21 protein-coding genes are annotated in these 26,400 nt (G+C 69.4%); 14 read left to right on the top strand and 7 right to left on the bottom strand.

The genetic code is table 11. The annotated features are described in order from the left end of the window. Nucleotides 1-5 precede the first annotated feature (5 nt). Together FOF48_RS26930 and FOF48_RS26925 are read left to right on the top strand one after the other, a co-directional pair. Nucleotides 6-506 (top strand): hypothetical protein, encoded by a 501-nt coding sequence (locus FOF48_RS26930; protein WP_143906034.1) that lies wholly within the window; start codon nucleotides 6-8, stop codon nucleotides 504-506. A 686-nt stretch (nucleotides 507-1,192) separates the two neighbouring features. Then, the gene (locus FOF48_RS26925; protein WP_143906030.1) at nucleotides 1,193-1,474 is read left to right on the top strand and encodes a hypothetical protein; all 282 of its coding nucleotides are present in this window, start codon (nucleotides 1,193-1,195) and stop codon (nucleotides 1,472-1,474) included. Between the two features lie 100 nt (nucleotides 1,475-1,574). Here FOF48_RS26925 and FOF48_RS26920 read toward each other — a convergent pair whose 3' ends face one another. Next, nucleotides 1,575-2,240, bottom strand: coding sequence for a TetR family transcriptional regulator (locus FOF48_RS26920; protein WP_143906028.1), 666 nt, complete (start codon nucleotides 2,238-2,240; stop codon nucleotides 1,575-1,577). 62 nt (nucleotides 2,241-2,302) lie between these two features. Here FOF48_RS26920 and FOF48_RS26915 point away from each other — a divergent pair, with 62 nt between their 5' ends. The 3 genes from FOF48_RS26915 (at nucleotide 2,303) to FOF48_RS26905 (ending at nucleotide 6,086) form a co-directional block, all read left to right on the top strand. Next, nucleotides 2,303-3,808 (top strand): FAD-dependent oxidoreductase, encoded by a 1,506-nt coding sequence (locus FOF48_RS26915; RefSeq protein WP_143906026.1) that lies wholly within the window; start codon nucleotides 2,303-2,305, stop codon nucleotides 3,806-3,808. Between the two features lie 141 nt (nucleotides 3,809-3,949). Further along, nucleotides 3,950-4,369: a BrxA/BrxB family bacilliredoxin gene (locus FOF48_RS26910; RefSeq protein WP_143906024.1), complete on the top strand. Its 420-nt coding sequence runs from the start codon at nucleotides 3,950-3,952 to the stop codon at nucleotides 4,367-4,369. A 91-nt stretch (nucleotides 4,370-4,460) separates the two neighbouring features. Continuing rightward, the gene (locus tag FOF48_RS26905; protein ID WP_255442720.1) at nucleotides 4,461-6,086 is read left to right on the top strand and encodes a hypothetical protein; all 1,626 of its coding nucleotides are present in this window, start codon (nucleotides 4,461-4,463) and stop codon (nucleotides 6,084-6,086) included. A 21-nt stretch (nucleotides 6,087-6,107) separates the two neighbouring features. Here FOF48_RS26905 and FOF48_RS26900 read toward each other — a convergent pair whose 3' ends face one another. The 3 genes from FOF48_RS26900 to FOF48_RS26890 form a co-directional block, all read right to left on the bottom strand. Further along, nucleotides 6,108-6,737, bottom strand: a complete 630-nt coding sequence (locus FOF48_RS26900) for a hypothetical protein (protein ID WP_235685951.1) — start codon at nucleotides 6,735-6,737, stop codon at nucleotides 6,108-6,110. A 38-nt stretch (nucleotides 6,738-6,775) separates the two neighbouring features. Further along, on the bottom strand, nucleotides 6,776-7,627 hold the full coding sequence (locus FOF48_RS26895) for an endonuclease/exonuclease/phosphatase family protein (protein ID WP_143906020.1): 852 nt from the start codon (nucleotides 7,625-7,627) through the stop codon (nucleotides 6,776-6,778). 274 nt (nucleotides 7,628-7,901) lie between these two features. After that, nucleotides 7,902-9,338, bottom strand: coding sequence for an aldehyde dehydrogenase family protein (locus tag FOF48_RS26890; RefSeq protein WP_255442718.1), 1,437 nt, complete (start codon nucleotides 9,336-9,338; stop codon nucleotides 7,902-7,904). A gap of 341 nt (nucleotides 9,339-9,679) precedes the next feature. Here FOF48_RS26890 and FOF48_RS26885 point away from each other — a divergent pair, with 341 nt between their 5' ends. From FOF48_RS26885 to FOF48_RS26855, 7 genes are all read left to right on the top strand, one after another. After that, complete coding sequence (locus FOF48_RS26885) at nucleotides 9,680-10,351, top strand: MotA/TolQ/ExbB proton channel family protein (protein WP_143906016.1); 672 nt, start codon at nucleotides 9,680-9,682, stop codon at nucleotides 10,349-10,351. A 2-nt stretch (nucleotides 10,352-10,353) separates the two neighbouring features. Continuing rightward, entirely contained in the window at nucleotides 10,354-10,782 is a 429-nt protein-coding gene (locus FOF48_RS26880) for a biopolymer transporter ExbD (RefSeq protein ID WP_143906014.1), read from the top strand. 10 nt (nucleotides 10,783-10,792) lie between these two features. Then, nucleotides 10,793-11,587, top strand: coding sequence for an energy transducer TonB (locus FOF48_RS26875; RefSeq protein ID WP_143906012.1), 795 nt, complete (start codon nucleotides 10,793-10,795; stop codon nucleotides 11,585-11,587). 49 nt (nucleotides 11,588-11,636) lie between these two features. Then, a complete protein-coding gene (locus FOF48_RS26870; RefSeq protein WP_143906010.1) occupies nucleotides 11,637-14,357 on the top strand; it encodes a TonB family protein in 2,721 nt (906 codons plus the stop codon). A 1-nt stretch (nucleotide 14,358) separates the two neighbouring features. Next, nucleotides 14,359-15,282 carry a hypothetical protein gene (locus tag FOF48_RS26865; protein WP_143906008.1) on the top strand — a complete coding sequence of 308 codons (924 nt, stop codon included), beginning with the start codon at nucleotides 14,359-14,361 and terminating at the stop codon, nucleotides 15,280-15,282. Nucleotides 15,283-15,389: 107 nt separating this feature from the next. Further along, nucleotides 15,390-17,528, top strand: a complete 2,139-nt coding sequence (locus tag FOF48_RS26860) for an LA_2272 family surface repeat-containing protein (RefSeq protein WP_186002085.1) — start codon at nucleotides 15,390-15,392, stop codon at nucleotides 17,526-17,528. Between the two features lie 980 nt (nucleotides 17,529-18,508). Next, nucleotides 18,509-19,915: a cytochrome c peroxidase gene (locus FOF48_RS26855; protein WP_255442717.1), complete on the top strand. Its 1,407-nt coding sequence runs from the start codon at nucleotides 18,509-18,511 to the stop codon at nucleotides 19,913-19,915. A gap of 919 nt (nucleotides 19,916-20,834) precedes the next feature. Here FOF48_RS26855 and FOF48_RS26850 read toward each other — a convergent pair. Together FOF48_RS26850 and FOF48_RS26845 are read right to left on the bottom strand one after the other, a co-directional pair. Next, complete coding sequence (locus FOF48_RS26850; RefSeq protein ID WP_186002084.1) at nucleotides 20,835-21,746, bottom strand: RluA family pseudouridine synthase; 912 nt, start codon at nucleotides 21,744-21,746, stop codon at nucleotides 20,835-20,837. Between the two features lie 164 nt (nucleotides 21,747-21,910). After that, nucleotides 21,911-23,209, bottom strand: coding sequence for a hypothetical protein (locus FOF48_RS26845; RefSeq protein WP_143906002.1), 1,299 nt, complete (start codon nucleotides 23,207-23,209; stop codon nucleotides 21,911-21,913). A 377-nt stretch (nucleotides 23,210-23,586) separates the two neighbouring features. On the opposite strand from FOF48_RS26845, the gene FOF48_RS26840 reads away from it, so the two are divergent. Together FOF48_RS26840 and FOF48_RS26835 are read left to right on the top strand one after the other, a co-directional pair. After that, nucleotides 23,587-24,657, top strand: a complete 1,071-nt coding sequence (locus FOF48_RS26840) for a hypothetical protein (RefSeq protein WP_143906000.1) — start codon at nucleotides 23,587-23,589, stop codon at nucleotides 24,655-24,657. Nucleotides 24,658-24,758: 101 nt separating this feature from the next. Further along, nucleotides 24,759-25,208, top strand: coding sequence for a hypothetical protein (locus FOF48_RS26835; protein WP_143905998.1), 450 nt, complete (start codon nucleotides 24,759-24,761; stop codon nucleotides 25,206-25,208). 11 nt (nucleotides 25,209-25,219) lie between these two features. Here the strand turns inward: FOF48_RS26835 and FOF48_RS26830 are convergent, their stop codons facing one another. Next, nucleotides 25,220-26,398 (bottom strand): fatty acid desaturase, encoded by a 1,179-nt coding sequence (locus FOF48_RS26830; protein WP_143905995.1) that lies wholly within the window; start codon nucleotides 26,396-26,398, stop codon nucleotides 25,220-25,222. Nucleotides 26,399-26,400 lie beyond the last annotated feature (2 nt).

Raw genomic sequence — 26,400 nt, 5'->3', positions numbered from 1 at the left:
CTTCCATGTCGCGTCTTTCGTTTCGTGCGTTCGTCGTGTGCGGTGTGCTGGGACTGGGTGTCGCCGGGTCGCTGACGGCCTCCGCGTCGGACCTCCAGGCCGAGCAGCCCCAGCAGGGGCTGCGTGTGACCTTCCTGCTGTACTCGGGCCGCCCCAACCCGAGCGTGCTCGTGACCGACCCCGCCCAGGTGCGCGCCATCGAGGAACAGCTCGCCCGGGCGCAGGCGAACGGGCAGCGTACCTCGGTGGCCGAGTCCCCCGCCGTCCTGGGCTACACGGGCATCCAGATCGAGCGTCTGGGTGACGCGAGCCGGGGCAGCGCGCCGCTGGTGCTGAAGGGCGATGTCCTGCGGGAGAAGGCAGCCCCCGACCAGGCGGCCCTCGCGCCCGCGTCGGGCACGGTGTCCCGCGACGCCGCGGGACTCGAAGCGTGGCTGCTCGACCTGGGCCGTAAGCAGCAGGTGATTGGCGACATCGAGCTGTCGGTCATCCGCACCGCGAAGTAACCCCGGCGCGGTCCCACGACCGCGGGCCCTCCCCACTCCAGGGCCCGCGGTCCCCCGGGGGATGCGACATGGACATCCTGGCCGTTCCTCGCGGTCGCTATCACCCGATGAGAATGGATTGGACAGGCAACGCCGTGACTTCCGTGTCTTGTCCTCCGACGCGGAAACCCTGACAGCCATGTCATGCGCGGCGTGGAACTCCCTCTGAGCGGTGCTCCCGACAGCGCCAGGAACACCCCTTGCTCCAGGAGGGAGTTCCCGCGGTCGGAGACATGCGCTTGAACAACGCGATTCTGATTTCAGTCCTCCTTCTTCTCAGTACGACCCAGGCACGGGCACAGGCCCCGGAGGCGACGGAGCAGCGGCGCTCCGTGGGCGTGCGACCCGCCCATGCGCTCTGGATATCGCCCGTGGTCCACGGCTCGCTCATGATGTCGGGCCCCCTCGTGGCCGGCTTGCTTCATCTGGCGCTCCCGGTCGGCATGAATCTCCAGGTGTCGGACCGGACGGACCTCGTCATTGAAGTCACGCCCAGATTCTCGCGCCGCCCCTGCACTGATCCGGTCCCCCGCTGCGGCACGATGCGGGCCCTCACGGTCTCCACCGGTGTGGCCTGGACACCGTGGCCACGCGCGCGGGGGGACGGCTTCTTCATCCAGCCAAAGCTGAGCGGGATGGTGAGCACCATGACGGACAGGGATGAGGCCAACGTAGGAGCCCCCGCGGACCGAAGCATCACGGGAGGGCAGCTCACCCTGGGCCTCGACCTGGGATACCGGAAGACGACCGCGCGCTCGGGCGCCTATCTCGCCGCGTTGATCGGCGCGGGCGCGGGGTACAGCTGGAACCAGCGGCGCAAGGAGCTGGACATCGGGGGGCAGTACCTTCTGCCCTGGGGCGACACACGCAGGAGTGGACGCATCGTGGACCTCAACCTCGACGTCCTGCGTCTGGGCGTCACCTTCTGAGCGGCGACGTGGGACTCCCCCTCCCGGGAGCCCCCGGCCCCCAGCCCCCTCATCCCCGCGGCTCGCATCAGCCACGGGCAGCGATTGCCTTGGGGCGCGGTCACACGTACGGGCTGCCACGGGCCGCGGCGCTGGCGGCGGTGAAGCCGCGGTCCATCAGCTCGACGAACACCTCGCGGTTGGCGGCGGCACTGCCTGAGCGCTTGCCGCGCAGGGCCTCGCGGAAGGCCACGCGGTAGGCCCCGACCAGCAGCGCGGCGACCAAACGCGCGATGGGATCGCCGACCGGTGCCCCCACGCTCTCGGCGAGCAGCCTGCCGATGTCGCGCTCCAGCTCCTCGGTCAGCTCGCGGGTGTAGGCCCGGAGCGCGGGGCTGTCGGCCACGACCTTCCAGAAGCCGGAGACGACAGGGGTCACCTTCACGAACGCGTGTTGCTGCTCGACCAGCTCGTGAACCAACGCTCGCAGCGCCGCCACCGGGGAGCGGCGACCGCGGCTGGCGAGCGCGTCGCGCACGAGCGTCTGCGCCTCGTCGCTCCGGTCGAAGAAGAGATCCTCCTTGCGGGGAAAGTAGTTGAACACCGTCATCTTCGACACGTTGGACGCGGCCGCCACGTCGTCGATGGTCACGTGCTCGAAGCCGCGCTCGGTGAAGAGCTTCGTGGCGATGTTCGAGATCAGCTGGCGCGTCGCCCTCTTCTTGCGCTCACGCAGCCCCTCGGGTTTGGCGGCCGGGTCGCTCGGTCGGCGGTCGGATTCGGACATGGAGCAATTGTAGGTCGAATACTAATTTGTATCCGGTACAAAATTCTGACACCTTCGCCGGCATGGACAAGGACACGGTGGACGTGCTGGTGGCGGGAGCGGGGCCCACGGGGTTGATGCTGGCGAGCGAGCTGGCACTGAGGGGGGTACGGGTGGTGGTGCTCGAGCGGCGCGCCGAGCCCGATTCGACGATCAAGGCGGGAGGCATCGGGGCGCTGGCCAGCGAGGCGCTCGAACGGCGGGGGCTCGGACCGGCGCTCGACGCCGAGGAGGCCGCCGCGGTCGAGGGGATGAACGCGATGAAGAAGTCGCTGGGGGTGCGGGACGGCCCGCCAGCGGGTGGCATCCGCCGCGTGGGGGGACACTTCGCGGGACTGCGCCTGATCGACCAGACCCTGCAACGCGAGCCCGGCCGGAGGATGCGCGGGGTCCAGCAACAGTCACTCGAGCGCATCCTGGCCGAGCACGCTGCCTCACTCGGGGTCGAGGTCTGGCGCGAGCACACCGTCGAGTCGTTCGACGACACCGGTGAGCGGGTGAAGGTCGAGGCACGAAGCCCCGGAGGGTCGCGCCAGCTCGAGGCGGCGTTCCTGGTGGGCTGCGATGGAGGCCGGAGCACGGTGCGCAAGCAAGCCGGCTTCGACTTCCCCGGGACGGCCCCGACCCTCACCGGTCATCAGGCCCTCGCCGAGTTCGATCACCCCGAGCGCCTCCTGCCGCTCGGCTGGCGGCGCACCGCGGTGGGGATGATGTCCTACGGTCCGACGCCAGGGCGCGTGGGCCTCATCGAGTTCGACGGGCCGCCCGCCGACCGCGAGCCCCCCGTGACGGCCGCCGAGGTGGAGCAGCGCCTGCGGCGCGTCAGCGGGGCCGACGTGCGCATCACCGCCCTGCACTCGGCGACGCGCTTCACCGACAACGCGCGCCAGGCGTCGAGCTACCGGCGGGGTCGCGTGCTGTTGGCGGGCGACGCCGCTCACGTCCACCCACCCTTCGGAGGACAGGGACTGAACGTCGGTCTGGTCGACGCGGTCAACCTCGGCTGGAAGCTGGCCGCCACGGTGCAGGGGCGCGCCCCCGACGGCCTGCTCGACACCTACACCGCCGAGTGCCACCCGATGGCGGCGCGCGCGCTCGAAAACACGCTCGCCCAGATCGCGCTCATGCGCCCCGACCCGCAGACGACCGCGATGCGGCGGATCGTGGCCGACTTGATGACCACCCACCCCGACGTCAACCGCTACTTCGGCGAGCTGATGAGCAGCGTCACCCTGCGCTACGACCTCGGCGACGACGATCCGCTCGTCGGGCGCTTCGTCGCCGACCTCGAGCTGACGATTGACGGAGGGGTCACGCGCCTGTTCTCGCTGATGCGCGACGGCCGGGGGCTCCTCGTCGATGGCGATGGCGTGGCCTCCACTCAAGGGGCCGCGTGGGCATCGCGCGTGCGCGGGGTGAAGGCCCCCGGGGCGCGCTCGATGTTGATACGCCCCGATGGCTGTATCGCGTGGGCCGGACGCGACGGCGGACTGCGCCCCGCCCTGGAGCGCTGGTTCTCGGCGCCCTGAGGGTTCTCCGTCTCGTCCACTACTTCACGACATGCATTAATTCCCGATTGCCACATGATATGAGGTGCGGGGCACACTCGAAGGGCTTGACGGTCAAGCATGGAGCCGGGTCGCGCACTCTCACGTATCTGGAGGCAGTCAATGCCATACAGTCCCCTGTTGATCAAACCGATGAAAGAGGAGCTCACCAGCATCGGCTTTGAAGACCTGGTGACCCCGGCGCAGGTCGACGCCTGGATGAAGAACCCGACTGGCACGGCGCTCCTGGTCGTGAACTCGGTGACCGGCGCCGCGGCGGGCATGGCGCGCCCCGCCGTTCGCATGGCGCTCGAGAACAAGGTCAAGCCGACCCGGCTGGGGACGGTCTTCGATGAGCACGACCTTGAAGCCACGGCGCGCGCGCGTGGCTATTTCCCAGACATCCCCCCGTCCTCTCCTTCGATAGCGATCTTCAAGGACGGCGAGCTCGTCTACTTCGTGCCAAGGCATCGCATCGAAGGCAGATCCGCCGACCAGGTGGCGAACGACCTCATCGGCGTGTTCGAGGAATACTGCACGTAGACCGCTTATCTCCGGCAAGCCCCGTCCCGAGCGCGACGGGGCTTGCCGGGCCAGCCGTGACGCGCGGCCTCGAGCCGCGAGAGGGAGAAACATGCGGAAGTTTTCCATGACGGTCGTCCTGCTGTGCGGAGCACTGATGTCAGGGTGCAATGGAGTCGACGGGGAGCCACCCACCCACGAACAGCCTGACGGCACCGGCACCGAGGCGTCCGTCGCGTCGTCCAGCCAGGCGGTCGTCTCCCCCTCGCTCGACGCGTCGCTCTCATGTATCGCGACGTACGCCAACGCCGGGACCTGCGACTGGGAGCACTGGAGCGAGCTGTGGGAGACGTGCCAGACCTACGAGCACCCGGAGCTCGAGGACGGCGTCTTCCTCGATGAGGTTCAGTCCGGAAACTGCACGGCGGACAACTGGACCGCGCTGCGCGAGCAGCTCATCACCCCTCGCCCTCCGCTCGTCCGCGTGCGCGAGAGCTGTGGCAGCAGCTCCCCGGTGATTCAAGAGGCTGGCTCCAACGGCTGCTACACGCTCAAGGGAGCCGCGGGTGCCTCCTATGTCGACGTGCCCATCGGCAAGGCCGTGACGCTCCATGCGGGCGCGGACTGCACCGGCGACTCGGTCACCGTCGAAACCGACACGAACCTCTGCGAGACCTCTTTCGAGAGCGGCGCGAACGCGAACGACCAGGTGCGCTCGTTCCGGATCCAGGACGTCGAGGCGCCACCCTCGGCGCACCGCTACGACTGCGGCGAGGCGGAGTCGACGTGTGTCACGAACTTCAACAACAGGCTGGGCGCCATCAATCAGAAGAACACCGTCAGGGTCGTCCGCATGACGCTCGATGGCAGGACCACGCCCTCGTTGGCGACCATCCGGGACAGCATCCGCGACCTGTCGGATTACTTCTCCGTCGCGTCTCGAAACCAGGTGAGCTTGGAGATCATCGGCTCGCAGACCGTGCAGGTGACGAGCGCCAACTGCAAGACGGCGAAGAGCCAGGCCAGCCAGAAGGTCAGCTCGAACGCTTTCGTGACCGTGTTCATGCTGCCCAGCGGCATGTGCTCCACCTCGAACGCCGGCTCGCGCAGCGTCTTCCTCAAAGGCAACCTGTTCCGAGACTACGCCCACGAGACCGGTCACGTCCTCGGCCTCAAGCACGGCGACGTGCGGGATTTCACGACGGGCAAGATCACCTCGTCCGGTGACTCGAGCACGTACATGGGCACCAATGCGTCGGACAACTACAACCTCCCGCAGCTCCACTGGCTGGGGTGGACGAAGAAGGAGGAGCTGGTCAAGGTCAACTCGGCCATCGACAACGGTGGCTCCATCGACGTCACCCTTCGCCCGGTGGGAACCAACGCCGACAGCACCAGCAACCTCCCGCTGGGCGCGGTCTGGGAGCTTCCCGGCGGCGAACAGCGGCTGTTCATCGCCGTGCCAAAGCCGCGCACCAATGGCTCGAATCAGATCGAGGGCGGGACGGTGTTCGTGTACCGCGCGCCCACCTGCGTGGGCTGCACGGGCATGGCCATGGGGACGATGCAGATGGCGCGGTTCAGCGCCAAATCCACCAATGAGCGCGAAGTGACCGGCCTCTTCGTCAAGCCGGTGGGCTACACGAGCAGCTTCGTCCAGGAGGCCGGGAAGAGCGTCGAGGTGTTCTCCTCCGTCACGGTGCGCATCTGGCGGTCGTCGCCAACCGCCGCACCCTGAGCACCCGCCGGGCGCGGGCCGTCACCGACGGTCGGTGCGTCCCCAGCGGAGCGTCAGTCCGGCATGGCCGGTCGGCTGACGCCGGCCCTCGCTCAGCTCGAACGGAAACTCGAGACCGCCCTCGACACGCAGCTCCACGGACGGCTTCAGGCGGAACGCGACGCCCAGCGAACCGCCCGGTGAGGCCAGCAGGTGCGAGCCGTTGAACCTGCCTTGAAAGACGGTGAGCGGCCCCGCGAAGGCCCCCATCAGCGAGGCGCCCCCCGTGAGGGTCACCGTTCGACTGAGCCGATAGTCGAGCAGCGCCTGCGCCCCGAGACGGAAGTTGACCGGCTCCGTGGAGTTGTTGGTCACGGGCACGAACCAGACTCCCGCGCTCGGGGCGACCGAGAACGTCCAGGGCGACCGCTCGAGGAGCCGATGCCGCGTCCCCAGCTCCAGCCCCAGGAGGGTGAGGCGACCGCCCCAGTCCCAGTTCTCGCCGGCCCCCTTGCGGAAGGTGAGCTCGGGGTTGGGCAGATACGCCCGTTCCCGGCCTCGCTCGAAGGCGAGCCCGTTCAATGAAACGCCGATCTCGGTCGTCCCGACAGGCGTCGTCGCCGCACCAAGGTTCCTCGCTCCGCTCAGACAGCCGGAGGTCAGGAGGAGCATCCCGCCCGCTCCCAGGGCCCGCATGGCACGCCGTGGCGTCATGGGGGCCACGCGAAGCGCACCCAGACCGGATGGTGATCACTCCCAGCGGGACGCCTGTCCACGCCGCGATCCACGGGAGAGAGCCCCCGGGTGAACACCGAATCGAGCGGCAGGCCCCCGATGGCGGAGTCCACGGTGTCCCCCACGCCTCCCGAGGCCCATTGGAACCCCCGCCCCGAGAACAGCTTCACGGTCTGCGTGAGGCTTCCCGGGTCGGACGTGTTGAAGTCGCCGGCGATGACTTGCAACGGCTCCGCGCCATCCACCGCGTTGATGATCGTCTCCGCCTGATCAAGCCGTCCACCCAGCCCGACGATGGGCGTGGCGTTGTGCACGGAGACCACCTGGACGGGGGTCCCTTGGATGTCCAGCGTCCCGACGACGGCGGCACGGTGCTGCTGATGGTATGGGTCATCATGCGGGAGGTTGATCTTCCGATCCGCGCTGATCGGCCACCGGCTCAAGATGGCGTTCCCGAAGTCATCGTCATCCACCTGCACGGAGGCGGGATAGTAGACATAGGCCAGCCCCAGCTCCTTCGCGATCCTGTCCACGGAGGGCGCGTCCATCTCCTGCATCAGGATCACGTCCGCCTCGACGAGCGGAGATCTCGAGAGGGCTGTGATGGCCTCCGTGACGTGCTCGGCGAACGCGAGGTTGAACGTCACGACAGTGAGCGAAGCAGGAGGCGCCGCGGGGACGGCGTCGACAGGCCGATAGTCGCCGCTGTATCTAGGCCCGTCCGCGTCGCTGTAGTTCTCCGCGATCGGGCACCCGGTCAGGAGCGCGAGGATGAGGAGCGCCCACGACGGCGCGACGCGCGGGCCCTTCCGCCACGGGGGGCTCATGGCCCTGGGACTTCCGCGGGCCGCGCCCCTACCGAGCTACCAGCCGCCCTCTGGGGCACAAGGCCCCTGCTCCGCGAGGACGCCCTCGCCGGGCTGAACCGCAATGACTGACTCATTGCGCACACGAACGGTGAAAAACACCGAAGATTCCATTCGCGGCGGCATCAACGAATTCGCCGCTCCCTCGACTGGGGGAAGTGCCGAAAGAGGAGCGCACGCCGTCCCCCCGCGTCTCGACGCTGGGGGGACGGCGCCTCGCGACGCGAGGGATGACTCAGTCCGGCCAGTTGCCTTCCATGGGCTGAGGGCCCCCCGTGAAGGCACGCACCAGATGGGTGCCGCCAACGAAGGCGCCCGCCCACGAGCCCCCCTTGCCGCCGAAGGACTCCTCGCGGTCGCCTCGCGAGCGCAGCGCGTTGATGCCGACCTTGTAGGCGTGGAGCCGCCCCGCGATGCGCTCGGCGAGCTCGGGGTCATCCGTCGCCACCGAAGCCACGAGCGCGCCGTTGGAGACGTTGGCCTCGCGGATCAGCTCCTCCTCGGAGTCCACCGACACCAGGACGTCGACGGGGCCGAAGGGCTCGCGCAGGTAGAGCTCGCTGTCGCGCGGGATGCCGAAGAGCAGGACGGGCGGGAGATACGCGCCGCGCTCCTGCCGCGCGGTGAAGGCGTCCTCCGCGAGCGCCCCCTGATGCAGCACCGCCGTGCCCAGCTCGCGCGCCTCGGCGATGAGGGTCCGGAGCTCCTCGGCCTTGCTGGGCGAGATGAGGGGCCCGAAGTCCACGTGCGCGCCCAGGACCGGGTTGCCGACACGCAACGTCGAGACCGTGTCGACATACGTCCGGACGAACTTCGGGACGAGCGACCGTTCGACGACCCAGCGGGTGTAGGCGGTGCAACGCTGCTTGCCGAAGTCGAAGCCCGCGCGGATCTGCCTCCCGAGCGAATCCCAGTCCGTGAAGTGCGTGATCGCATAGGCGTTCACACCCTCCATCTCCAGCGCATAGCGCTTGTCCGTGGCGCGCAGGCGCCGGTGGACCTCGGCGCCGTTGGCCCGCCCGCCGATGAAGGCGACGCCCGCGATGCGCGCGTGCCCCACCAACGCCTCGGAGAGATCCCTGCCGCGCCCGCCGACGAGCGAGACCGGAAGGCCCGCGCGACGCAGCAGCGCGAAGGCGATGGTGAGTGACACCCCGCCGCCCTGGGTCGGAATCTTCGCGATGACCGAGTTGCCCGCGAGCGACTGCACGAGCACGTTGAGCAGCAGCACGGAGAAGGGGTAGTTCCAGGACGCGATGTTCGACACCAGGCCGAGCGGCTCGCGGCCGTCGAGCATCGGGCCCATCCGCTCCAGGTACCACTCGATGCCCGCCAGACACCGGTCCACGTCGTTGTAGGCCGTGGGCAGCGTCTTGCCGATGTCCCACGCCAGGATGCGGACGAGCAGGTCCCGGTGCGACTGGAGCAACGCCACCGCCTTCACGACGGCCCGGGCGCGCTCCTCGAGCGGACGGGCCGCCCAGGGCGCGAACTCCGCCGCTGCCTGCTCGACGCCCTCGGCGACCTGGGCGGCGCCCAGCAGCGGCAGCTCCGCGATGACACTTCCGTCAATGGGCGAGACGGCGTTGAACCATGCGGGCGGCCGGGCCCAGCCGCCCGCGATGGGCGAGAGCAGCCGGCCCTGGGCGTCGAAGGCTTCCGGGACAGCCATCCGGGCTTGGGCCAGCAGGCGTCGGATCTCAAGATGAAGAAGGGGCTCGGCAACGAGTTCGGTATTCAGCACGGGTGCGCACCTCCTCGCGCGTCGGATTCACTCCGAATCAGGGAAAACCCGGCCCATGACGAGCCGCGGCATGGGCTGAATATCGTCATGCGCGCCCCATCTGTCTGGGCGGGGAGCCGAGGGCCCGTCGGGACGGTGCTCAGGGCCCGGCGCCGGGGATGGGATGCCCCGGAAGCGCCGCCCGCGCGGCCTCGAAAGTGTTCCCGGTGACACTTCCTTGCGGGTGCGGTGTTCCCTTCGCGCGCAGCATTTCCTGAGGGGAATTCACCATGTCTTTGTTCGTACCCGCGCAGGTTCCCGCCGAGCACCTGGGGTGGCTCAGCGGCAAGCTGCTGGGGGTGACGCTCACCAGCGCCGAGTGGGTGCTGTGGGTCCTTGTCGTCCTGTCCGTGCTGTCCATCGCCGTCATGCTGGAGCGCGCCGTCTACTTCGCGCGCAACCGGCTCCCCGACTCGGAGCTGCTGGCGGTGCGGCTCGCGCGCGGCGAACTGGAGGCGGTCCGAGTGGCGGCGGCGCGTCACCGGGGAATGGAGGCCGCCGTCATCCGAGAGGCCCTGGCCTCCGCGGCCCAGGGCGCAGACACCGTGGAGCAGGTCATCGCCTCCACCGTCGCCCGTGAGCGCCCCCAGTACGAGCGCTTCCTCTCGTTCCTGGGCACGCTGGGCAACAACGCCCCGTTCATCGGCCTGTTCGGGACGGTGCTCGGCATCATCAAGGCCTTCAATGACCTGGGGTCGCTCACCGCCAAGGGCGGCGCCATGCAGCAGACGGTGATGGCCGGCATCTCCGAGGCGCTCGTCGCCACCGCGGTGGGCCTCGCGGTCGCCATCCCGGCCGTGGTGGCCTTCAACGTCTTCAACCGCCAGCTCAAGACGCTCACCAGCCGCACCCAGGCCCTGGGCCACGCGCTCGTGGGCAGCCTGCGCGCGGAGGCTCGCTGACCATGGCCGGCGGCGCTTCCGACAGCGACGAGGAGATCTCCGGCATCAACGTCACCCCGCTGGTGGACGTGGTGCTGGTGCTCCTCATCATCTTCATGGTCACCGCGAACTTCATCGTCCGAGAGACGGTGGAGGTGGATCTGCCCCGCGCCGCCAACGGAGGAGAGACGGTGCAGGGCCTGGTCAACGTCGTGCTCGACAAGGAGGGCAAGCTCTACTTCGACGGCGCGGAGGTGACGGACGCGGACCTGTCCCGCCGCGTGACGGAGGCCGTCGCCAAGGACAAGGACACGCGCGCCATCATCAGCGCCGACCAGTCCATCGCGTATGGGCGCGTGATGCGGCTCATCGACGTGGTGAAGGGCCAGGGCATCGCGAAGTTCGCCCTCAACATCGAGAAGGACGTGGCGCCTCCGTCCTCTTCTCCCTGACGGTGACCGCATGAGCCAGAGCGTTCTCGACATCAGCGGACCGGCGCGCCTGCCCCGGCGCGGCAGCGGCGCGTGGCTGCTGGCCTTCATGGCCGGCTCGCTCGCGCTGCATGGCGGCGCGCTGGCCGTCCTCCACTCCCACCGGGACGCGCGCCCCGCGCCGCGACCGCCCGTGGAGCTGGTGATGGTGGAGGTCGCGAAGCCGCCCCCTCCGCCCCCACCCGAAGTGAAGGAAGCGCCGAAGCCCGCGCCTCCCCCACCCCGGGCCCGTCCCGTGCCGCCTCCTCCCGTGAAGGTCGCCGAGGCCGCGCGCCCACCGCCGCCTCCCGACGCCGCGCCCCCACCGCCCAACGACGCGCCCGCGCCCACGAAGACCGCACCGCTGGTGGTGGGCCTCTCGCTGTCCTCCACCACCGCGGGCGGAGGCTTCGCGGCCCCCGTGGGCAACACGCTGTACGGGAAGACCGGGGACAAGGCCGTCGCGCCCAAGGACGTGAAGGGCTACGGTGCGCCGAAGTACACGCCCATCTACCAGGTGGACCGCGAGCCCCAGCTCGCCAGCGAGGTGAAGATCCCCTACCCCGAGGAAGCCCGCCGCGCCGGCGTCGAGGGCACGGTGACGCTCGCGCTCACCATCGACACGGAGGGCCGTGTCGTGAACGTGCGCGTGCTGTCGGGGCCGGGCTCCGGTCTGGACGAGGCAGCCCGCGACGCCATCCGCCGCTTCCGCTTCACTCCGGCCTTCAAGGGTGGAGAGGCCGTCTCCACCGAGCTGAAGTACGCCTACACGTTCCTTCTCGACTGAGCACCGGCACGCTCGGTCCCACCCCGTCTCCCGCAGCGCCGATTCCACCATGCCCTCGAACAGGAATGCCCGAGGAGTGCTCCTCGCCGCCTCGCTGCTGGCGGGCACGCCGTCGCCCGCGCAGCAGCCCCCACCCGCGCAACAGGAGTCACCGGCGGCACCCGCGCCGCGGCTCACGAAGGAGCCCGCGCTCGTCAAGTCCGTGGAGGCGGCCTACCCGCCGGAGGCCGCCGCCCAGGGCCTCACCGCCGACGTGCGGATGCTCATCACCATCGCCGCGGACGGCACCCTCTCCGACGTGACGCTCGCCGAACCGGTGGGCCACGGCTTCGACGAGGCCGCGCTCGCCGCCGTGCGCCAGTTCGTCTTCACGCCCGCGGAGGTCGACGGCGTCCCGGCCCCGGTGCAGGTCGAGTACGTCTACCACTTCACCCTCTCCGCCCCGCCGCCCCCGGAGCCCGGCACGCCCGAAGCAGCGCCAGCGCCGGCCACGCTCACGGGCACGCTCATCTCACGCGGCAGCCGTTCGCGCGTGGCGGGCGCCACCGTCCGCTGCGGGGATGACCCGGAAGCCCCCGAGGCCGTCACCGACGCGGAGGGCCGCTTCACCCTCCAGGTGTCACCGGGCGAGTGCGCGGTGCGAGTGATCGCCTCCGGCTTCGCGCGCTACCAGACGACCGAAACGCTCAAGCCCCATGAGACGACGGAGGTCGTCTTCTACCTGGTGCCCACCGGCGGCGCGTTCGAGACGGTCGTGCGCTCCGAGCGCCCCAAGAAGGAGGTCGTCCGGCGCACCGTCTCCCGCGAGGAGGCGCAGAAGACGCCCGGCACCTTCGGCGACCCCATCCGCGTCATCCAGACCCTGCCCGGCGTGGCCCGCGCGCCCTTCATCTCCGGCGAGCTGCTGGTGCGCGGCTCCAACCCCGGCCAGACGGCCACCCTGATGGACGGGGTCCGCATCCCGCTCCTCTTCCACCTGCTGGGCGGCCCGTCGGTGGTCAATGGCGAGCTGCTCGACTCGCTGGACTTCTACCCGGGCGGCTACGGAACCCAGTACGGCCGCGCGGTGGGCGGCGTGGTGGACGTCACCACGCGCAAGGGCGCCACCGACACGCTGCACGGCTCGGTGAAGGTGGACCTGCTGGACGCGGGCTTCTTCCTGGAGGCGCCCGTGACCGAGGGCGTCAGCGTGGCGGCCGCGGCCCGGCGCTCGTACATCGACGCGCTCCTGCCCGCCGTGCTCCCCAAGGAGGAGGGCCGCACCCTCACCGTGGCGCCGCGCTACTGGGACTACCAGCTGCGCGTGGACTTCGGCGCGCGGAGCAAGCCGGGCGAAGCGGCTCCCTCGACGACGGGGGGGCGCAGCACGGGCTACGTGATGGCGTTCGGCGCGGATGACCGGCTCACGCTGGTGTCCTCCGGTGAGTCGCAGGCCCAGCAGATCACGCTCGGCACGCACACCAACTTCCACCGCATCAAGGGAGATTGGACCTACCGCGATGGGCCGCTGACATCCGTGTTCACGCCCTACGTGGGCCTGGACACCTTCGACATCTCGATGGGCAGCTATCTGGAGCACGATCGCGTCTCCTCCCTGGGCGCGCGTGAGACGCTGGCCCTGGAGCTGTCGCGCGCGTTCACGCTGCGCACCGGCATGGACGTGTACTTCGAGCACGCGACCGTGGACGCGGAGGCGCCCGCTCCCGGCGGCTTCGAGTACGTGCCCTTCCCCGGCGCGGAGCCCCAGGCGGAGCTCATCCACGAGAACCGCAGCATCAACGGCTTCGACGGCGCGCTCTTCCTGGAAGGCGACGTGAAGGCGGGCCCGTTCACCGTCACGCCGGGCGTCCGCGCGAACTTCCAGCGGGTGGGCGGCACGCGCAACGTCGCGTTGGATCCGCGGCTGTGGCTCAAGTACGCGGCCGGTGAGCGCACCGCCATCAAGGGCTCCGCGGGCCTCTACAGCCAGCCCGCGAGCACCTTCCAGTTCCTGCCGCTGCCCTATGGAAATCCGGCCCTGGGCTACGAGCGCGCCTTCCAGGCCAGCCTGGGCGTCGAGCACCGCTTCATGGACGCCCTCCACGCGGACGTGACGGGCTTCTTCAACCGGCGCTACCTCAACGTCGTCTCGCCCGGGGCCATCGTGTCCCAGGCGGGGGGCGGCCTGCTGCAGCAGCGCTTCAGCAACAACGGCATCGGGCGGGCCTACGGCGTGGAGGTGATGCTGAAGAAGGAGCGGGCCCACGCGAACGACCGTTGGCAGGGGTGGGTGTCCTATACGCTCAGCCACGCCGAGGACGGCCGCGCGGGCGCCCTGCCGCCGGACCTGGGGGGCGGCTTCGGCGGCTCGCAGGTGGGCGACACCGCCTACGGCCTGAGCCCGTGGGATCAGACGCACATCCTCACGCTGGTTTCGGGCTACCAGTTGGGCAACGGGTGGGAGCTGGGCGGGCGCTTCCGCTACACCGCGGGCCGACCGACGACGCCGCTCATGCACTCCGCGGACATCTACGGCGCGGACGGCAACAGCTTCCAGCCCACGTGGGGCTCGTATTTCTCCACGCGCACCGCGGCCTTCCACCAGCTGGACCTGCGCGTGGACAAGAGCTGGCGCTTCGCGAACTGGACGCTCACCGGCTACCTGGACGTGCAGAACATCTACGCCGCCAAGAACGTCGAGTTCACCTTCGACGACTACCGCTTCCGCAAGCAGTACGACATACCGGGCATCCCCATCCTCCCCGTCCTGGGCGTGAAAGGCAGCTTCTGACATGAAGACCCTGCACCTGCACGCCAGCCTCCTGCTGGCCCTGTGCGCCGTCGCCTGCGTGGACCCCGAGGACACGCCCTCGCACGTGCACGACCTCCGCGTGCTCGGCCTCGCCATGGAGCCGCCGGAGCTGATGGCCCCCGCGTGCGACACCTCGCCGGAGACCGAGGCGGCGCTCACCGCGCCCGTGACGTTCCGCGCCCTGATGGTGGACCCCGCCGGCGAGGGGCGCGCCATCGACTACACGCTCTGGGCCTGCGCCGACGTCAACGACGAGACCTGCGCGGACGGCGCCCAGCGCGTGCTGCTGGCCCAGGGCTCCACGCAGGAGGGAGAGCTGTCGCTTCCCCTCCACCCGGGTGACGCCCGCGTGGCGGATGGCACGCCGCTGCTGGAGCGCGTCCGCCAGAAGGACCCGTACCAGGGCCTGGGCGGCCTGCGCATGCCCCTGGTGCTCCACGCGACCGCGGGCGGTGAGCAGGTGTACGCGCAGAAGCTGATGGTGTTCTCGTGCCCCCTGGTGCCAGGCATGAAGGCCAACCAGAACCCGGTGCTCCCGGGCCTGAACCTGGACGGGGTGCCCTGGACCGCGGAGAGCGTCCCCGAGCCGCGCGGCCTGGGTCCCTTCGTGGTGACGCTGGACGACCTGACGGACCGGCAGGAGGCCTACGTGGTGCCGGGGCTGCGCCAGGAGGCGGTGCACCTCACCGAGGCCTGGAAGGTGTCCTGGCACGCGTCGTTCGGGAAGTTCAACGTCGAAGAGACGGGCGGCGCGAACCCCGGAGGGGAAGCGGGCAAGCACCGCACGGAGTGGGAGCCCCCCGAAGAAGGCGGTGAGGCGAGGGAGGTCCTCTTCTGGGCGGTGGTGCGCGACGGACGCGGCGGCCAGTCCTGGGTGAGCCGGCGGGCGCGCTGGGCGCCCTGACGGACTCACGCTCGGGCCGCGAGAAGCGATATGCAGGGTCCTCCGCGCGGCTCGGCCGGAGTGGCGTGGGGGTCTGGGATACGACGATGGGCGCCAGGACATGGGGGATGGGAGGAAGCCACGGGGCCACGTTCATGGCCGTGTGCGCGTGTCTGCTGGCGGTATGCGTGGCGGACGCGGCGCCTCCAGACGACGAGGGCAAGGCCACCCTGCGCCGCTTCGCGCTCATCGTCGGCTCCAGCGAGGGCGGCACCGGGCGTGAGCGGTTGCGCTACGCGGGCACGGACGCGCTCGCCATGTCGCGGGTGCTGGGGGACCTGGGAGGCGTCGCCCCCACGGACGCGGTGCTGCTGTTGGAGGCGAGCCGCGAGGACCTGGTGGCGGCGCTCGCGCGCATGCGGACCCTGGCGGACGGAGTCCCCGAGGACGGCGTGCGGCGTGAGCTGGTGCTGTACTACTCCGGGCACTCGGACTCGGAGGGGCTGCTGCCCCGGGGCGAGCGCCTGTCCTACGAGGAGCTGCGGCGCCTGATGGGCGAGGTGCCGGTGGACGTGCGGCTGGCCATCCTCGACTCGTGCGGATCGGGAGCGCTCACCCGCTCGAAGGGAGGCGTCAAGAGGGCCGCGTTCATGGAGGACCTGTCCACGCGGGTGCGGGGCCATGCGTACCTCGCCTCCAGCTCCGCGGACGAGGTGGCCCAGGAGTCGGACAGCATCGGCGCTTCCTTCTTCACCCACTTCCTGGTGACCGGGCTGCGCGGCGCGGCGGACACCAGCGGCGACGGGCGCGTCACGCTGCACGAGGCCTACCAGTTCGCGTTCCACGAAACGCTCGCGCGCACGGAGCGCTCCCAGGGAGGCGCGCAGCACGCGGAGTACGACATCCAGCTCGCAGGCAGCGGCGACCTGGTGCTCACCGACCTGCGCGACCGCGGCACCCGGCTGACGGTGGCGGAGGACGTGGAGGGCCGGCTGTTCGTGCGCAACTGGGGCAACCAGCTGGTGGCGGAGCTGCAGAAGTCCGCGGGCCGGCGCCTCGTGCTGGGCCTGGAGGCGGGCCGCTACCACGCCGTGCTGGAGCAGCGCGCGCGGCGCTTCGAGGCCGAGCTGACGGTGACCTCCAAGGGTGGCGGCGTGCTGCGCGCGGACGACTTCGTCCCCGTCACGCTGATCCGCACGGCGTCGCGAGGAGGCTCCGCCCCCGAGGTCGCGTCGAGGATGGACGACGCGCCCCGCGTGCCGCTCAACCTGTCGCTCCTGCCCCCGCTGTCCACCTCGGCGCTGACACCGGGGCGCAGCGCCAACACCGTGGCGCTCGGCGTGCTCGCGGTGCGCTCCGGGGAGCTTCGTGGCGTGGGGCTCGCGGGTGGCCTGGGCTGGGTGGACGGAACGACGCAGGGGGTCCAGGTCTCGGGGCTCGCCAACATGGCGGGAGGCGAGCTCCGGGGGCTCCAGGTGGCGCTCGGCGCCAACCTCGCGTTCGAGGATGCCCAGGGCATGCAGGTCGCGGGGCTGGTCAACAGCGCGCGGGGCGCGTACCGCGGGGTCCAGCTCTCCGCGGCCGCCAACCGGGTGGAGGCGGAGCTCACCGGCATGCAGGGCGCCCTGGGCGTCAACGTCGCGCAGCGGATGACGGGCCTGCAGGTTGGACTCTTGAACCTGTCCGACGACGTGACCGGCACGCAGGTGGGGCTGGTGAACGTGGGCGGCGTCGTGCGGGGGCTCCAGTTGGGCCTCCTCAACATCGCGGATGACGTGACGGTCCCCATCGGCCTGTTGAGCATCGTCAAGCGCGGGCGCCTGGCGGTGGAGCTCTCCACCGACGACACGCACCCGGTGAGCGTGGGCATCAAGTACGGCAGCCAGCGCGTGTATGTGCTCGCGACCAGCGCCCTGGGCACGTCGTGGGCGGGGAGCTTCCGCCTCTTCACGATGGTGGGCATGGGGGTGCACTTCCCGCTGGACGACGAGGAGCGCTATTCGCTCGACACGGATGTGTCCTACGGAAGCTGGCAGCGGAACTTCTTCGGCGGCGCCCCCAGCAACCACCTGTACCGCCTGCGAGTCACCGCGGCCTGGGAGCTGCGACGGAGGTTCGCCCTCTTCGGCGGCCTGACCGTGAACCACTACGACGCCCCCCGCGAGGACGAGGACCGGGGCGTCAGCTATCTGCCCCAGTTCGTCGTGGGCTCGGGCCCGGAGCCGGACCGGCTCTGGCCCGGCTTCATCCTGGGAGTTCGCATCTGAAGCCCCTTCAAGCCCTTCGACGACGGTCATGGGGATGAGGGCACGTCCCTCGATGCGTGGCCGTGGTGCTCGCCCTGCTCCTCCGCGGGTGTCCGGCGGCGCCCCGCGAGGTTGAACGGGCGGTCCGCCTGGGCCCCGAGGACGTGGAAGTGCAGGCCACCCTGCGGGATGTCCAGGTCTGGCCCCAGGATCCGGCGGAGGCGCTCCTCGCCTTCCGTCAGGTCGCCACTCCGGGAGCGCCCTTCGCGGCCTCGCTGCCTCGGCCATACGCATGGCTCCCGCGACTCCAGAGGTGGGAGTGGCAGGTCCGAGGCGACGCGCGCGATCTGTCCCTGCTGGGCTCGATGCCGCGGTCACGGTTCGACGCTTGCGCGGCAACCGCCCCCACGAACCGGACCGCCCCTGCTCCTGGGAGTCCGCCTTGCGCGGGCTTCCCCTTGTGGAAGTCAGGGGAGGAGTATCGCTCCAGCCTGGACCTGACGCCCCAGGCTCGCGCGGCGGCGGAATGGACTCCGGCTCCTCGCGCCGCCACGCGGTGGCCCGTCGGCGTGGAACTGCTCGAGACACGCGTTCTGCTGGGCAGCAGGTGGGTCCGCCCGTCAAACAACCAGCTGGGTTTGATTCAAGTTTCAAGTCCTGCTCATGCGGCACGGCCTTCGTCCGGTGAAACACCTCCGCAGACCCCTGGATGATGAACTCGCCCACGCGGAGCCGGAGGACGATGCCCCGTCGCGCATCCCCCTCAAGGCGCCCCCCGAGGTGCGGCTCCAGGTGGCGCTCGGCGCCAACCTCGCGAGCGTGGGCATCTCCTGGGGTGCTTACACGGGCACATCGAGGAGTTCCGGACCGGACGACGACAACCGAGTAACTCCTGCGAAGGCCACGGGTGTTTCGTGGGAAACCCTCTCACCGGAGACATTCCCATGCTCCCGACGCGCTTCGTTGCATCTCTCGCCAGTGCTTTCGCACTGGGCGGACTGATGCATTGCACCCCAGCAGCCCCGGAGCAGGACACGGTCGACCTCGCGAAGAGCGTTGCCCCCGAGACGACCGGGCTCGAGGAATCCTTACAGTCCGGCGCCACCGGCAAACGGCTGTTCAGCCAGGCCTTCCCGAACACCAATGGACGCTCCTGCGCCACATGCCATGTGCTCGACGAGAGCACGGCCCTGCGGCCGGGGAACGTCCAAGGCCGTCTCGTTTCGAATCCGACGGATCCGCTGTTCAATCGCATCGACGCGGATGACCCGAACGCGGCGGTGCCCACCTATGAGCACCTGAAAAAGGGCCTCATCCGAGTCGTCCTCCCCCTCCCCGCCAACATGGACGTCATCGACGCGCAGGGTCACGTCATCACGCCACCGGACCGGAAGGTCGCCGTCTGGAGAGGCGTTCCGAGCATCCGGGACGTCGCCCTCACCGGACCGTTCTTCCAGTTCGACGGCCGCGAGTCGAACCTGGAGGATCAGGCCCAATCCGCCATCACGAGCCACAGCGAGGGAGGCTCCATCCCTCGCGCGCAGCTTCGCCAGGTGGCGGACTTCCAGCGCGGCGAGTTCACGTCGGCACGCGCTCGGTTCGTCTCGGACTTGAGCAACGCTGGGGTCCCGCTTGCTCAGATTCCTCTGCCCGAGGACTTCATGTGGCTCACGCCCGAGGAGCGACGGGGCCGCGAGGTCTTCAAGGTCGGCTGCGAGCCCTGCCATGGCGGCCCGACGCTGAGCCGGATTTCAACGCCGGCCATGCGGGAGGCCGCCTCCCAGTTCCCGGTGACCCGACCTGATGGCAATGTCCTGTTCACCCATGTCCCCGGGGTGGGCCCCGTGCCGGTGCTGGAGCCGCGCTCACCACCGGACATCCTGAACATCGGGTTCGCAAGCCTCTCCTACCTGGGGCAGATGGGTCTGCTCCCCGCGCTGTTCAACGCGGACGTCGAGCTGCCGCGCTACCGATTCCGCTTCTATGCGGACGGCACACGCCAGCAGCAGGTGACCGACCTTCCGCCCATCCCGGTGACGGCCAGCGGGGAGCCGTACGATCCCACTCCCGCGCTGGATGAGAGTGGCGCGCCCATCGTCGGGCCCAACCTCTTCCCTCAGTGGTTCACCACGGATCCAGGCCGGGCGCTCATCACCGGCAACCCCCTGGACTTCGAAGCCTTCGACATCCCCACGCTGCGTGGCGTCGCGCGGACGGCGCCCTACTTTCACGACAACAGCGCCGAGAACCTCGAGGACGTCATCGACCTCTACAGCCAGTTCGTCCTGCCCGTCACAGCCCCCCTGAACCTGCCGCCCGTTCATCCGCCGGAGACTCCCGGCAGCCCCCCCGAGTCCTTCAGTCCTACGCAGAAACAGGAACTGCTCCGGTTCCTCCAGCGACTCTAACAGCGGGCCGCGCCACGAATGGGAGCCACACGGGTCCGCGGCGCTCACGCACTTCGTGTGGTTCCCCTCTGGGGAGTAGGCGGACACGGCAGGACGCGGCGGCGTCGCAAGTGGCTGGCGCTAGCGAATGTTCTACCCCTCCCCAACGCGGGTCCTTCGCGCACTCGGAACCCACAGGGCGACCCCATCATTCAATGGGCATGTGCTGCTGGACAGCTCACTGTATCGACAGCTCGAAGCCCTCCATCGCGCCTCTCAAGGCGCCGAGGTTCTGCTGGAGCGAGCGAGCCGCACGCGCATGTTCCTCCGCGAACTACTCACGCGACATGCCGCAACCTCGGTGAACTCACGACTCTTGCCTGCCTCCAGGACCGTATCGAGGGTCAGGCAACTCCTCCACGACAGACTCTCGGAAAGCATCAGCCTCGCGGAGTTGGCTGCCGAGGTGGGAGTCTCCGAGACACAGGTCATCTGTTCGTTCAGCGCTGCCACCGGTCTCGCTCCGCATACGAATCTCATCGCCCTGCGATTGGAGCGAGCAAAGCACTTCATCCGCCTCAGATGCCGCTGGTGGAGGAGGCAGCCCTCGCTGGCGTCTCGGCTCAAAGCCATCACACAAGGCACTTCAAGCGCATCACCGTCATCCCTGGCCGAGCACAGGTTCCGTGAAGCATCCAAGGGACCTTTGGCATTGCAGAAAGGGGCTGCTGGATTATCCAGGTCATTCTCGCCTGAAGTGGCGACCCGGTGCTCACCGACCTGCGCGACCGGGCACCCGGCTGACGGGGACGGAGGACGTGGAGGGCCGGCTGTTCGTGCGCGACCGCGGCAACCCGTTGGTGGCGGAGCTGCAGAAGCCCTTGTCGCCGGGCTTCGCGCGCAGGCGGCCGTGCAGACATGCGATGGACGCCGTCAGCCGTCAGCCCCCAGCGTTCCTCAGCCCTGGCGGTGGCGGCGCGTGCAACCGCAGGCGCTCCCCCGACAGCGGGTGTGTGAAGGCCAGCGTCTCCGCGTGGAGCAGGTAGCCGCCGTCTCCGGGCAGGCCGGGCGAGTGCTCACGCGGCAGCCCCCCCACGGCGAACAGCGGGTCTCCGGCGAGCGGGTGGCCGATGAACGCCAGGTGGATGCGGATCTGCTCGGGACGCCCCGTGTGGATGTGCACCTCGAAGAGCGTCTGGCTGGCACGCCGCTCCAGCACCCGGGCGCTGCTGCTGGATGCCTTGCCCTGGGGGTTCGCCCCGTGCACGGCGCCCAGCTGGGGATGCGGCACCAACCCGATGGGCGCGCGGATGTCGTAGTGCTCCTGGGTCGCGACTCCCTCTGAAAGCGCGCGGTAGCGCTTCTCCACGTCGCCCTCGCGCCAGCCGTGGGAGAGGCGCGCGGCCGCCTCGTGCGTGCGGGAGAAGAGCACGAGCCCCGACGTCGCCCGCCCCAGGCGGTGCAGCGCCGACGCCTCCGGCCAGCGCCTCCTCACGAACGCGAGCAGCGTGTTCTTGAGGAAGCCGCCCGAGGGGATCGTCGGCAACCCACTCGGCTTGATGACCGCGAGCAGGGCCTCGTCCTCGTGCACCAGCTCGAAGCTGTCCGGCGTCTCCGCCTCCTGCCACGGGGGGCGGTGCCAGCACAGCTCCTGGCGGGCGCGAAGCAGCTCAGCGCCGGTCGCCGTGACACCGTCCAGTTGCACCTCACCGCGCAGGAAGCGGGCGCGCCACTCCGCTTCGGTGGAGTGCCGGTACGTGTCCGTGAGGTAGGCAAGCACACTGCGCCCGGCGGCGGCCCCAATCCGCTCGCGGTACACATAGCCGTCATTCAGGCCGGTCTTGGGCGTCACCCGCGCACCCTATCAGGCCCCCCAGGGCGCATCCCCCCTATCGCCTTCCCGCCGGACCGGCGACCCCAGCGCTCCTCACGGAAGAGGCCCCCGGACCTCCGCGAACGCGGAAATCCAGGGCCTCCGTCCATGGGGCCGTTGCCCGCCCCTGAATGCGGCGCCCGTCAGGCCAGGGGCTGGGTGACGACGCCGTTCTTCAGCTCCTTGCGCACCGCCTCGCTGACGCGCTCGCGGACGACGTCGGCCATGCGCTCCCGAAGGTCCTCGCCCACGCGCTCGCGGACCGCGGCCACGATGCTCTCGGTGTCGACCTGGACGGGGCCGTGAGAATGGAAGCCCCCCATGTGCGGCTCACCGAACCCGCCGCGCATCGTGGGCCCCATCGGGCCCATCTGCCCCATCGGACCCATGGAGCCCATGGACTCGCGGATGGCGTCCCCCAGCCGATCCCTCAGCACGTCCTGGAGGTGCTCACGGAGGTTGTTGGCCAGCCGCTCGTGGAGGGTCTCGACGAGACGCGCCCGGAGCACATCGGCGATGCGCTCGGGGTCCATCGGCGCGAAGCCCTGCGGCTGGAAGCCCATGTGGCGCTCGCCCATCCGGGTGCGCAGCTCGTCGCCCAGGCGCTCGCGCAGCACGTCGCGCACGCGCTCACGCAGGCCGTTCTGGACACGCTCGCGGATGCTGTCCGCGACGCGCTCGCGGAGGGTTTCCGCGATGCGCTCCGGGTCGATCTGCCCGAAGCCCTGCATCCTGCGCTCGAACAGCGCGGAGCGGAGGGCGTCCCCCATGCGCTCCTTCAGCGCGTCGCGGACGCGCTCGCGCACGATGGCGTGGATCCGCTCGGACACGCTGTCGGCGAGCTGGACGCGGATGGCCTCGGCGATGCGCTCGGGGTCCATCGGCGCGAAGCCCTCCATGCCCATCCTCCTCTCCATCATCGCGGTGCGCAGCGCCTCGCCCAGCCGCTCACGCATGACGTCGCGGACGCGCTCGCGCACGACGGAGCCGATCTTGTCGCGCAGGGAGTCCTCCAGCCGGGTGCGCACGCGCTCCGCGATGCGGTGGGTGTCGAACTGCCCGTGGCCCTGCTGGATGCTCATCCAGTTCTCGGACAGGGCCCCCCGCAGCGCCTCTCCCATCCGCTCCCGGAGCACCTCGCGAGCGCGCTCATGCACGCCGCTCTGGACGCGGTCACGGATGATGTCGGTGAGGCGGTGATGGACGGCCTCCGCGAGCAGGTCCGCGTCGAACGGCTGCCCCCCACCGCTCCCCGGATGCATGTTCATCATCCGCTCACTCAACGCGCTGCGGACCGCGTCGCCGACGCGGTCGCGAAGCTCCATTCCGATCCGCTCCTCCAGTCCGGACACGACACGCTCGTGCACGGTGTCGACGATGCGGGCCTTGAGGGCTTCGCCAAACAGCTGCTGCCCCTGCGCGGAGAACTGTTCCTGGCTCATTGAGTGACCTCTCGAGTGCTACGGGTGGAACGGCAGGTGCGGAGAGTCCCTGCCGCACGAGGCGGATGGATGGAGACGCAGGCCCTTCTCAGGTACGGGGCCCCGGTCCAGCGCGGGTGTTGACGCATGCCGCCCAGCGTGCGCTCACAGGGCGGGGCAGGCGCGAGCGCGAGCCACCGAACAGAGTCCCCGACCGGCAGGAGCCCCGGCCCTCCGGGACGTCTCATCTCCCCAGGGGTTCACAGCGGACCCAACCTCCCGGGACCCGTGAAACACATGCATCCCCTTGGGGAATTGACTCAAACAAACGCCCATGGGTTCATCCTCGGCTGGCCCGCAAGCCTTCCCTCCCCCCAAGCGCGTTCGTCGGTGCGACCATGTTCAAGTACTTCCTGTTGCTCGTCATGGCCTGGCTCTCGGGCATCCCCGGCGCCGGCGGCCTCTTTCTGCTGGGGCTCTACTTCCTCGCCTTTGTCTACACGACGCGATACCGGGGCCACTACGGAAGACTGTCAAGCTCGGAGAAGAACAGCCTCATCCTCAAGTCAGACGTCGACAAATTCGACATGCGGTCCCAATGGGATGTCTTCCCGTGGCCCAGAACCGCCAAGCACGTCATTCGCAAGTGGACGTGGGACCGGATCGCACTGGATACCCAGCTCAAGAAATCCGTCGAGACAACGTCCACGGCGCTCACGAAGGCATACACCGTCCTCGAAGACTACATCGACAAGCACCCGACATCGAAGATCCACCCATACAGCGGGACGCTGGCGGTGTTCGACTCCTCCAAGCGGACGCACACTCCCGACCAGGCCTTCGCGCTCGTGAAGAAGAATGTCGGGCTGGAGATGGGCTGGACGGATCAGGCGATCTGCCTGCTGGGCGGATCCTTCATCATCTGCGCTGAGTCGTACAAGGACGACATCCGGAAGCATTTCAAGGAGAACAACAAAAAAGAGCAGCGCATGAAGTCCAAGACGAATGAGGAGCTGTCTCGCTTCACGTGGAAGGTCGGTCAGCTGGCCACGACCTTCTCGTTCCCGACCGGCGTGGGGGACTTCATCCACAGCGCCCTCATCCGGATCTCTCCGTGGGACAGGCACGCCGTCGTCAAATACGGGGAGAAGGACTACTACGCGCCAACGACCATGTTTGGGGCCTCCGCGACCATCATGAAGGTGCTCAAGTTCTGCGAGACCCTCGGGCTGGACCAGAACGAGCGGATGTTCGTCGGCTACAGCGTGGCCATGCACTGGCTCGACAAGTACTTGAACGACGATTCGTGGATTCGCGGCGGAATCCTGACCCCGGATCGCCACTCCTTGCTCGAAGCGCTGCAAGGGATGTACGCATACATCGATGGCGACCCGACGGGGGCCGCCAAGGCGCTGGTCCAGATGTATGAAGAGGCGGACACCCTGCGGCTCAAGGACAAGGAGGAGTAGAGCCCCTGCCGTCACGCCCGCGCGCGCAGGACTGGTTGCGGTGCGGGGAATCTGCCACGCTCGGGTCCACGTCTTCCTTTGGTGGAACGGACCCGACCACGATGATTGCCGCTGACTACCGGAGCACCCTGCTGGCGGGAGGCGCGGGCACCCTGGCCATGTGGATCGCCGCCTTCGGGTGGCATCACCTGCTGCTCTCCGAGTTCTACGTCCAGAACCTCTTTCCAGGGAACGGCTTCTCCCAGGTGAGCGTGCCGCTGCTCTTCCTGGGGTATCTGCTGCTGGGGCTCTCCATGGCCTGGGTCGCGCCCCGCCCTGCTCCGGGCCAACGCGTCGGGCTCGCCGGGCTGCGATTCGGGTTTGTGATGGGCATGGTCGCGGTGGCGCCCATGTCCGTGATGATCTTCGCCGTGCGGGAGGCGACGCCGGTGGGGATGGCCCTGGACCTCTCCTGGCACCTGCTGGTCGAGCAGCCCCTGGGAGGGTTCGTCATCACCTGGGTGCTCGTGAGGGCGCTTCCCCAGGCGCGCCCGGCCACGGCGCGGCGCTGACACCCGCGCGGCTACCCCGCGCTGCCCATCACGCGGGGGGACTCCTCCGGGCGACCGCTGTCCGGCTCGCCCCGCATGAACTGCTCATAGCCAGCGTCGGGGTTGAACACGGAGCTCAGCAACCCCGCGCCCTTGAAGATTCCGTAGGGCAGGACATGCGCCCCGTCTGCGATCAGCTCGTCCTTCATGGACTCATGCAGCGCGGGCAGCTCGCTCCAGTGCACGCCGGGGCGCGCGGTGTGCTCGATGTGGAAGCCGGCGTTGAACATGGTCTTGTTGAAGAACGCGCACAGGAAGGTGTTGGAGTGGCTGAGCCGCCGCTCGTTCGTCCCCCCCGCGTGCTGGGCATACATGCCAGGCCCCATGACCCCGACGTTGCTCACCCACTGGTGGAAGAACCAGATGCCCAGGCCCAGCGTCACGTCAACGAAGAAAGGGAGGGACCAGCAGACCAGGAAGAACACCAGCTCCCGAATCGCCCTGCGTCGCACCGCGGGCTTCGCCCTGGAGAAGTCGACGTAGAAGTGACGCGCCCAGCGCCAGGGCCAGTAGAGCAGGATGTACCGATAGAGGTTCTCGTAGCGGCCGTCTTCCGCGCGCTTCGGCTGGACCCAATCGGCCTGCTCATGCAGGTGCTTGTGGTGCACGACCAGATGTTTGTAGCTCCAGAAGAAGGCCGGGAAGCCGCCCGGAATCGTCCACACGCGCCCCACCCAGCGGTTGAGCCAGCGGCTCTTGAAGATGCCGCGGTGGGTATGGCTGTGATAGTTGATGCCGGTATTCACGGCGCCAGCCAATCCCAGCCAGAGGCCCGCCGCCAGACAGAACCCCACGCGGTCGGCCGGGGTCCAGGCCCCGCTCTCCGGCCCCAGGTAGATGGCGAAGGCGCTGGCGAGCCCGGCCCAGTACAGCAACATGTAGACGACGACGTGGATGTCCTCCGGGTGGGCCAGCACGCGGGTCCGCCGCAGCCGTCGCTCGGGCGGCAGCGGCCGGGCGGCACCGAAGTGCTGCTCCGCGTATCTCAGCACGTGGAACACCGCGAAGAAGCCCACGGCGGAGGGCCAGGGGCCCCAGAGGAGGACGCCCCACACGGCGCCCAGGGCCAGGAGCGGATAGAGACCGCGCAGCGCGACGTCAACGGCCAACCCGAGCAGCGTCCTCGCGCCAGCGAGTCTCGATCCATCCATGA

It is taken from the genome of Corallococcus sp. Z5C101001 (genome assembly GCF_007352635.1).
Taxonomy (GTDB): Bacteria; Myxococcota; Myxococcia; order Myxococcales; family Myxococcaceae; genus Corallococcus; species Corallococcus silvisoli.
This window is presented reverse-complemented; position numbering and strand designations above follow the sequence as displayed.

Excerpts from the sequence above, each read along its gene's own strand:
- FOF48_RS26905 (WP_255442720.1), top strand. The coding sequence starts at position 4,461 with ATGCGGAAGTTTTCCATGACGGTCGTCCTGCTGTGCGGAGCACTGATG.
- FOF48_RS26915 (WP_143906026.1), top strand. The coding sequence starts at position 2,303 with ATGGACAAGGACACGGTGGACGTGCTGGTGGCGGGAGCGGGGCCCACG.
- FOF48_RS26920 (WP_143906028.1), bottom strand. The coding sequence starts at position 2,240 with ATGTCCGAATCCGACCGCCGACCGAGCGACCCGGCCGCCAAACCCGAG.
- FOF48_RS26855 (WP_255442717.1), top strand. The coding sequence starts at position 18,509 with ATGCATTGCACCCCAGCAGCCCCGGAGCAGGACACGGTCGACCTCGCG.
- FOF48_RS26930 (WP_143906034.1), top strand. The coding sequence starts at position 6 with ATGTCGCGTCTTTCGTTTCGTGCGTTCGTCGTGTGCGGTGTGCTGGGA.
- FOF48_RS26835 (WP_143905998.1), top strand. The coding sequence starts at position 24,759 with ATGATTGCCGCTGACTACCGGAGCACCCTGCTGGCGGGAGGCGCGGGC.
- FOF48_RS26885 (WP_143906016.1), top strand. The coding sequence starts at position 9,680 with ATGTCTTTGTTCGTACCCGCGCAGGTTCCCGCCGAGCACCTGGGGTGG.
- FOF48_RS26900 (WP_235685951.1), bottom strand. The coding sequence starts at position 6,737 with ATGCTCCTCCTGACCTCCGGCTGTCTGAGCGGAGCGAGGAACCTTGGT.
- FOF48_RS26865 (WP_143906008.1), top strand. The coding sequence starts at position 14,359 with ATGAAGACCCTGCACCTGCACGCCAGCCTCCTGCTGGCCCTGTGCGCC.
- FOF48_RS26860 (WP_186002085.1), top strand. The coding sequence starts at position 15,390 with ATGGGAGGAAGCCACGGGGCCACGTTCATGGCCGTGTGCGCGTGTCTG.
- FOF48_RS26845 (WP_143906002.1), bottom strand. The coding sequence starts at position 23,209 with ATGAGCCAGGAACAGTTCTCCGCGCAGGGGCAGCAGCTGTTTGGCGAA.
- FOF48_RS26890 (WP_255442718.1), bottom strand. The coding sequence starts at position 9,338 with ATGGCTGTCCCGGAAGCCTTCGACGCCCAGGGCCGGCTGCTCTCGCCC.
- FOF48_RS26830 (WP_143905995.1), bottom strand. The coding sequence starts at position 26,398 with ATGGATGGATCGAGACTCGCTGGCGCGAGGACGCTGCTCGGGTTGGCC.
- FOF48_RS26875 (WP_143906012.1), top strand. The coding sequence starts at position 10,793 with ATGAGCCAGAGCGTTCTCGACATCAGCGGACCGGCGCGCCTGCCCCGG.
- FOF48_RS26840 (WP_143906000.1), top strand. The coding sequence starts at position 23,587 with ATGTTCAAGTACTTCCTGTTGCTCGTCATGGCCTGGCTCTCGGGCATC.
- FOF48_RS26925 (WP_143906030.1), top strand. The coding sequence starts at position 1,193 with ATGACGGACAGGGATGAGGCCAACGTAGGAGCCCCCGCGGACCGAAGC.
- FOF48_RS26895 (WP_143906020.1), bottom strand. The coding sequence starts at position 7,627 with ATGAGCCCCCCGTGGCGGAAGGGCCCGCGCGTCGCGCCGTCGTGGGCG.
- FOF48_RS26910 (WP_143906024.1), top strand. The coding sequence starts at position 3,950 with ATGCCATACAGTCCCCTGTTGATCAAACCGATGAAAGAGGAGCTCACC.
- FOF48_RS26870 (WP_143906010.1), top strand. The coding sequence starts at position 11,637 with ATGCCCTCGAACAGGAATGCCCGAGGAGTGCTCCTCGCCGCCTCGCTG.
- FOF48_RS26880 (WP_143906014.1), top strand. The coding sequence starts at position 10,354 with ATGGCCGGCGGCGCTTCCGACAGCGACGAGGAGATCTCCGGCATCAAC.